At 73.3% G+C, this 6,926-nt stretch carries 7 protein-coding genes and 1 pseudogene; 3 read left to right on the forward strand and 5 right to left on the reverse strand.

The genetic code is table 11. From position 1 onward, the window contains the following. Together AB0I76_RS19080 and AB0I76_RS19085 are read left to right on the forward strand one after the other, a co-directional pair. Positions 1-705, forward strand: a 705-nt coding sequence (locus tag AB0I76_RS19080) for a molybdopterin-binding protein (RefSeq protein ID WP_357036925.1), incomplete at its 5' end; no start/stop codon positions are given. Beyond that, positions 702-1,130, forward strand: a complete 429-nt coding sequence (locus AB0I76_RS19085; protein WP_357036928.1) for a molybdenum cofactor biosynthesis protein MoaE — start codon at positions 702-704, stop codon at positions 1,128-1,130. The genes AB0I76_RS19080 and AB0I76_RS19085, both read left to right, overlap by 4 nt. 24 nt (positions 1,131-1,154) lie before the next feature. Here AB0I76_RS19085 and AB0I76_RS19090 read toward each other — a convergent pair whose 3' ends face one another. Next, a complete protein-coding gene (locus AB0I76_RS19090) occupies positions 1,155-2,588 on the reverse strand; it encodes a glycosyltransferase 87 family protein (RefSeq protein ID WP_357036931.1) in 1,434 nt (477 codons plus the stop codon). A 215-nt stretch (positions 2,589-2,803) separates the two neighbouring features. Next, complete coding sequence (locus AB0I76_RS19095; RefSeq protein ID WP_357036934.1) at positions 2,804-3,349, reverse strand: DoxX family protein; 546 nt, start codon at positions 3,347-3,349, stop codon at positions 2,804-2,806. Between the two features lie 125 nt (positions 3,350-3,474). Here AB0I76_RS19095 and AB0I76_RS19100 point away from each other — a divergent pair, with 125 nt between their 5' ends. Further along, the gene (locus tag AB0I76_RS19100) at positions 3,475-4,029 is read left to right on the forward strand and encodes an N-acetyltransferase (protein WP_357036937.1); all 555 of its coding nucleotides are present in this window, start codon (positions 3,475-3,477) and stop codon (positions 4,027-4,029) included. A gap of 33 nt (positions 4,030-4,062) precedes the next feature. Here the strand turns inward: AB0I76_RS19100 and AB0I76_RS19105 are convergent, their stop codons facing one another. The 3 genes and pseudogenes from AB0I76_RS19105 to AB0I76_RS19115 all read right to left on the reverse strand — a co-directional run. Then, a complete protein-coding gene (locus tag AB0I76_RS19105; protein WP_357036940.1) occupies positions 4,063-5,304 on the reverse strand; it encodes an ATP-binding protein in 1,242 nt (413 codons plus the stop codon). Between the two features lie 159 nt (positions 5,305-5,463). After that, on the reverse strand, positions 5,464-5,883 hold the full coding sequence (locus tag AB0I76_RS19110) for a hypothetical protein (protein WP_357036942.1): 420 nt from the start codon (positions 5,881-5,883) through the stop codon (positions 5,464-5,466). A 391-nt stretch (positions 5,884-6,274) separates the two neighbouring features. Continuing rightward, positions 6,275-6,736: pseudogene (locus tag AB0I76_RS19115) on the reverse strand (flagellar basal body protein FliL); the annotation flags it as partial. Positions 6,737-6,926 lie beyond the last annotated feature (190 nt).

Genomic DNA, 6,926 nt, shown 5'->3' on the forward strand with positions numbered 1-6,926 from the left:
GGAACAGTTATTGGAACTATCTGCGATCCGGGCCCGACTAACGAGCAGCAGGGGCGCGTCCGCGACGCGCTCGGGCCGGCGGTCCCGGCGTGGCTGCGCCGGTACGGCTGCCAGGTGCGCCCGTCGGACGTGGTCGGCCCGGTGGCGGACACGCTGCCCGCCCACGTCGCCGCGCTGCGGGGTGCGCTCACCAACGCCGACCTGGTCTGCACCACCGGCGGCACCATGCACGGGCCGGTCGACCACCTGCACCCGGCGCTGGAGGCGCTGGGCGCGGACTACGTGGTCAACACGGTGGCGGTGCGCCCCGGGTTCCCGATGCTGCTGGCCCGCCTCGTCGGCGCGGACGGTCGGGTCCGGTTCGTCGCCGGCCTGCCGGGCAACCCGCAGTCCGCGATCGTCGCCCTGGTGTCGCTGGTCGCGCCGTTGCTCGCGGGTCTCGCCGGCCGGCCGATGCCCGCCCTTCCGCACGCCACGCTCGCCGAGCCGGTGCCCGGTCGGGGCGCTTACACGCACCTGGCGCTGGTACGCCTCGACCGGGTCGCCGGCACCGCCCACCCGGTCCGGCACGTCGGGTCGGCGATGCTGCGCGGCCTGGCCGGCGCGGACGGGTTCGCGGTGATCCGTCCCGGCACCTCCGGTGAACCGGGCGACCGGGTGCCGGTCGTGCCGCTGCCCCTGCTGTCCGGGGAGCGTGCCTGGTGACCGCGCCCGCCACCACGTTCGGCACGGTGACCGACCGGCCGCTGGATCTCGCCGCGCACGAGGCGGCGGTCGCCGACCGCCGGGCCGGCGCGATCGTCTCGTTCCAGGGCGTGGTCCGCGACCACGACCACGGCCGCGCCGTGACCAGCCTGGAGTACGAGGGTCACCCCACCGCCGAGCGGATCCTGCACGAGGTCGCCGCCGAGATCGCCGCCGACCCCGACGTGTACGCGGTGGCCGTGTCGCACCGCGTCGGCCCGCTCGCCATCGGCGACGTGGCCCTGGTCGCCGCCGTCAGCACCGCCCACCGTGCCGCCGCGTTCGCCGCCTGCGCCCGGCTGGTCGACGAGGTGAAGGCGCGGCTGCCGATCTGGAAGCGGCAGGTGTTCGCCGACGGGACCGAGGAGTGGGTCAACTGCCCCTGAGGGCGACCACCCGCCGGTCCCGCGTCAGCGGCGGCCGTGGAACGTCGGCGTACGGCCCAGTCGGTCGGCGTAGAAGGCGGGCTCCGCCCCCGGACGCCACGGCAGTGCGGCGACCAGCACGATCAGCGCCAGCGCCAGCGAGTTCTCCATCAGGGCCCCGAACAGGCCGTCCTGGTAGTGCGACACCTCGGGAAGCTGGTGCTCGTACGGCCAGATCGGCGAGATCAGGAACAGCAGGTAGAGCGCCACCGCCGCGACGCCGTGCCGCACACCGGTCAGCGTCGGGTACCAGATCGGGGAACGCAACCCGTTCACGCCGGGCAGCCCGCCGTAGCCGGCCCGCTGAGCCGGACCGCGACTGGCTTCGTGGCGCCGGACCGCGGCGTCGGCCAGCACGATGATCGCCGGGATGACCCACACCAGGTGGTGGGTCCAGGAGATCGGGCTGATCACGCTGGTGGTGAGGCCGACCAGGGTGAAGGCGGTCAGCTCGTCGCCGTCGGCCCGCGCGTTCGCGGCCCGGGACAGACCGAGCGCCAGCATCAGCAGGGCGAACGACAGCCACAGCAGCCCGGGCGTCTCGATCGAGTCGTACAGCCGCGCGAGCAGGCCGGCGAGCGACTGGTTGGGCGTCATGTCCGCCGCGCCCACCCGCTCGGTCTGCCACAGCACACCGCCGAAGTAGGCGCGCGCCTCGGGGCCGACGACGGCGAACGAGCCCAGGGTCACCGTGATCACCGTGCCGACGGCCGTCGTCACGGCCCGCCACTGACGGGTGATCATCAGGTAGAGGATGAACAGGGCAGGGGTCAGCTTGACGGCGGTGGCCAGACCGATCCCCACACCCGCCCAGGCGCCGCTGTAGACGAAGCGCAGCAGGAGTCCGTCGGTGGGGGCGACGTGGGTGCCCCGGCGGGCCCGCCACCGCAGACCGACCAGGTCGGCGATGATCAGCGCGAAGAGCAGCAGGTTCACCTGGCCGTAGCCGAGGGTCTCCCGCCCGGGCTCGATGGCCACGGCCAGCGGCGTCGCGATCGCCACGGTGAACCACAGTGGCCAGCCCAGCCGGTCGACGATCGGCCGGAGCAGGGCGGCCAGGACGACGGCCAGGGCGGCGATGCTGGCCGCCGCGTTGACCAGGCCCGCCGCGCCGACCGGCAGGTGCGCCATCGGCAGCATGACCAGACCGGCGAACGGCGGGTACGTGAAACCGAGGGTGGTGCCGGGTGCGATGAAGTCGTACAACTCGTGGCCGCTCGCCCACCACACCACCGCACCGTGGTAGATCTTCATGTCGAAGAAGTTGTACGGCCGCCCGAAAGCGCCGATGGCGAGCCATGCGGCGTAGGCGACGGCGGCCACGATGCCGGTCCGTACGACTGTCCTGCGATCGATACCACGCGTTACGCGGCGGACTGGGGCGAGGCGGTCCACCCGTCTACCGACAGTCGTCGGCATGGTGTGGCCACCCCCGTACCAATGTCGTCGTACCCGTCCAGGTCCTGCACGGAGCCTAGAACGGTCCTCCACGTCTGTGCCTCCCGCGTTATGCGACCGTGTCCGATCCCACACAAGTTTTTGACATTTCCGCCGCGTTAACTGCGTCCGGGTGGTTCAGGAGATTCGCGGCGTTGGTGGGGGTGGTGGCTGGTGGAGGGGAGGATCGACGCAGGTCAACCCGGCAGTCGTCGAGCCGTCGCCGCCGATCGTACGGCGATCCGGGCCTCTCGGCGGGCGGTACGGACAGCTCGCTGCACCGAACGTCGGGAGTGGCCGATCCGGTGACCGGTCCGCCACCGCAGACTCGGCTTGCCCTCGGTGTCGGCGGCGGCCAGCAGCAGCCCACCGAAGAGACCGAGGTTCTTCAGGAAGTGGATCTGGTTGTTGTTGCGCGTCGCCGGGTCGTCGTTGCTCCAGAAGGGATGTCCGGCGATGGTGACCGGGACCAGCGTGCCGGCCAGGACCAGCGCGGCCGGCCGGGTGAAACGCCCGGTGGCGAGCATCAGCCCGGCACCCAGTTGAACGGCGGCGTTGACCCGGATCAGGGTCTCGGTGTCGGTGGGGATGCGGGGGTTCGCCCTCTGGAGCAGTGGCGTGACGCGGTCCGTCACCGGCTTGGCGGCGGGAGCCAGCCGTCCGGGGTTCTGGAAGTTCTTCACCCCGCTCACCACGAAGATGCCGCTCAACATGGTACGGGCGAGGGAGCGCACAGGCTTCATGGATCAGTCATACCCCGTCGCGAGCCGTGCTACCCGTGCAACCGCCGATCCGAACCGGTCGTCGTGAACGTCGCGCCACGCCAAATCGAGCGACCGTCTCGGATGGACCGGCTACGGCGGGTAACGTGCCCGGCGTGACGACACTGCGGCTCCGCCCTGAGGACCCGGCCGACACCGGCGCGGTCCGTCGGGTGCTGGCTGCGGCCTTCGCCCGTCCCGACGTGACCACCCCACCCGAGGTGGGGCTGGTCGACGAGCTGCGCGGCAGTGAGGCGTGGCTGCCCCCACTGGCGATGGTCGCCGAGTACGGCGGTGAGGTCGTCGGGTACGCGCTGCTCACCCGGGTCCGGGTGAAGTCCGACGGGCGCAGCGCGCCGGCCCTGGTGCTCGGCCCGGTGGCGGTCGCGCCGCACCGGCAGCGGATCGGCCTCGGCACGTCGGTGGTGCAGGCCGCCCTCGACGCGGCGACCGAGTTGGGTGAGGGGCTGGTCGTGGTGCTCGGCGATCCCGCGTACTACCGGCGGTTCGGCTTCGGCCGCGCCGACGCCATGGGACTGACCAGCCCGTGGTCGGGGCTCGGTGAGCCGTGGCAGGCGCTCGCGCTTCCGCCCGCCACCAGCGGCGACGGCCCGCCGCCCCGGGGCGAGGTCGACTTCCCACCCCCCTGGTCCAAGGTCTGACCCTGCCGGACCCCGGTGACCCCGAACGGGTGGTCAGGCCGGTTGGGTGCGGAGGTAGCGGCCGAAGTGTGGAACGGTGAAGGCCACCGTGCCGCGCTCGCCGGAGTAGATGAGGCCCTTCTTGATCAGCGCGTCCCGGGCCGGGGAGAGGCTGGCCGGCTTACGGCCCAGCGCCCGGGCGATCTCGGCGGTCGGCACGGCGGCATCCATGTCGTCCCGTCCACCTCCGTCGGCCTCGCCCTCCACCAGCGACAGTGTCGCCATCGCCCGCATGTACTCGCGTTCCGCCGGGGTGGCCCGCTCGAAGCGGGAGCCGAAGAAACCGACCGCCAGCTCCGCTTCGGCCTCCGGCGCGGCGACCCGGACGTCGGCGGCGGTGATCGGCGAGCGGGGGGCATGGTCCCAGGTGGCCTTCCCGTACGCCTGGACGAAGTACGGGTAGCCGCCGGACTTCTCGTACAGCAGGTCCAGCGCCTTCTGCTCGTACTCGACCTCCTCCCGCTCGGCCGGCGCGCAGAGCGCCTGGTCGGCGGCGATCCGGTCGAGCCGGTCGATGCGCTGGTAGCGGAAGAGCCGCTCGGAGTACGACTTCGCGGCGCTGAGCACGGCCGGGAGGTGCGGCAGCCCGGCACCGACCACGATGAGCGGTGCGCCCAGCTGGGACAGCTCGTGGCAGGCGGCGCAGAGCGCGGAGACGTCCTCCGGGCCGAGGTCCTGCATCTCGTCGATGAACACGGCGATGCCGGTGCCGACGTCGGCGGCGATCGAGGCCGCGTCGGTGAGCAGCTCGACCAGGTCGATCTCGATGTCCCCGGAGTCGGCCCGACCGTGTGCCGCCGGTACGTCGATGCCGGGCTGCCAGCGGTCGCGCAGCTTCGGCGCGGCGGCGCCGCGGCCGGTGGGCGCGGACCGTTGGGCGAACGCCTTCAGGACGCCGAGGAAGGCGTCGATCCGGTCCGGGGCGCGGTGCCGGGGTGCCAGCTCGCGGACCGCCATGTGCAGTGCGGCGGCGACCGGTCGGCGCAGGGACTGGTCCGGTCGGGCCTCGATCTTGCCGGTGCCCCAGAGATGGTTGATGGCCTGCGAGCGCAGCGTGTTCAGCAGGACGGTCTTGCCGACGCCGCGCAGCCCGGTGAGCATCAGGCTGCGTTCGGGCCGCCCGCGGGCGATCCGTTCCAGCACGACGTCGAAGACGTCCAGCTCGCGTCCCCGCCCGGCGAGTTCGGGCGGGCGCTGGCCGGCGCCCGGGGCGTACGGGTTGCGGACCGGATCCACGCATCGGAGAGTATCGGGCCGTCTAGCGGCGAGGCTAGACATCCGTAGATGCGGCTACCGGCGTGTCGGCCCTCCTCGACACAGAACTAGGGCTGTCTAGCGTCCACGCTAGACAGCCCTAGTTTTGGTAATCATCGGTTGGTCCTCAGCGGCTGGTCGTCAGCGCTCCCGGAGGCAGAGCACGTAGTCGAGCAGGTCGACCGGGTTGTCGTGCACGTAGTTCGCGGTCGCCTCCGGTGCCCGGGTGGCACACCGGTCACCGTCTACGGTGGCCGGGATCCGCAGCAACACCTCGTACGTGTCCGGACCGCACGGCACCTTGCGCAGCTCGGCGTCGTCCTCGGTGCCGTCGTTGACCACGCAGTCGCCCCGCGCGAACTCCGCCTCGTCGTCCTCGGTCGGACTGGGCTCCGCCGTGGTCGGCGCGGGCGTCGGCGCCCCGGTCGGATCGGCCGGTGCGGTGATCGCCGGCGCGGAGACCGACGGGTCGTCGGAGTCGTCGGCCACCTGCCAGACCGCCCAGCCGGCGAGGGCGAGGCACGGGCAGAGCAGGAGCAGCGCCACCAGCCCGATGATCAGCGCGATCCGGCCACCCCGCCGGTTGCCGGAGGGCGCCACCGGTGGCGGCATCCCGTACCCGCCCGGGGCCGGCCACGGCGTACCCGCACCCGGGGCGGGCGTCGGCCCGGCCGGTGGGAACGGACCCGGCGGCGGGTAGCCCGCGCCGGAGGTCGGCGGCTGCGGGGGCCCCGCCGGCGGCTGCCCCCACAACGGTGCCGTGGGCGGCTCGCCGCCCGGCGCTGGCTGCCCCCACTGCGGCACGGTGGGCTCCCCGCCCGTCGGTCGCGGGGGCTGTCCCCACTGCGGCAGCGTCGGATCGACCGGCTGGTTGTCGGACGGTCGGCGGTACGGGTCGTCAGGCTGGCCGGGCGTTCCGTTGGTCATCTCTCCCCCTGGCGGGTGCGACGGCTCAGCGCTGCTTCAGACAGAGCACGAAGTCGAGGGTGTCCAGTTCGCTGTCGAAGAAGTACCAGTTGGTGTAACCCTCGACCTTGGCGCACTTCGCCGCGGCATCCTTCTCCCCGGTGGTCGCGCCGTCGATCCGCCGGAGCACCTCGTACGTCTTCGGGCCGCACTCGCTGATCAGCAGCTTCGGCTTGCCGCCGGCCGGCCCCTCGTTGCGGACGCACTGCCCCGCCTTGGCGAACCGCGGATCGGCCGACGACTCAGGTGCGGGCGCGCTCGGCGCGCTCGGCGTCGGCTCCGACCCGCCGGCCGGTTCGGTGGTCTCCACGGCGGCGGGCGCCGGCTCGGTCGGCCCGGCCGTCGGCGCCGGATCGTCGTCGCCACCGAGCAGCCAGAGCGCCGTCGCGCCGCCGACGACCAGGGCCAGCACCGCGGCGAGCACCGCGATCACCGCACCCCGGGACCGCTTGCGCTCCGCCGGGGGGACGGGCGCGCCGGCGTACGCGTACGGCCCGGCGCCGGGATCCGGGTGGGACGCGTACGGCTGGTCGCCGGTGCGGTACGGGTCCGCGCCGTACGCGGGCCCCGCGCCGTAGCCCGGACCGGACCCGTGACCCGGCGTGCCGCCGGGGCCGTAGCCGGGCCCGCCACCGGGG

This window comes from Micromonospora sp. NPDC049799, from assembly GCF_040656655.1.
Taxonomy (GTDB): domain Bacteria; phylum Actinomycetota; class Actinomycetes; order Mycobacteriales; family Micromonosporaceae; genus Micromonospora.

Bases quoted from the DNA above. Each gene is read 5' to 3' on its own strand.
- AB0I76_RS19090 (WP_357036931.1), bottom strand. From the start codon at position 2,588: ATGCCGACGACTGTCGGTAGACGGGTGGACCGCCTCGCCCCAGTCCGC.
- AB0I76_RS19095 (WP_357036934.1), bottom strand. From the start codon at position 3,349: ATGAAGCCTGTGCGCTCCCTCGCCCGTACCATGTTGAGCGGCATCTTC.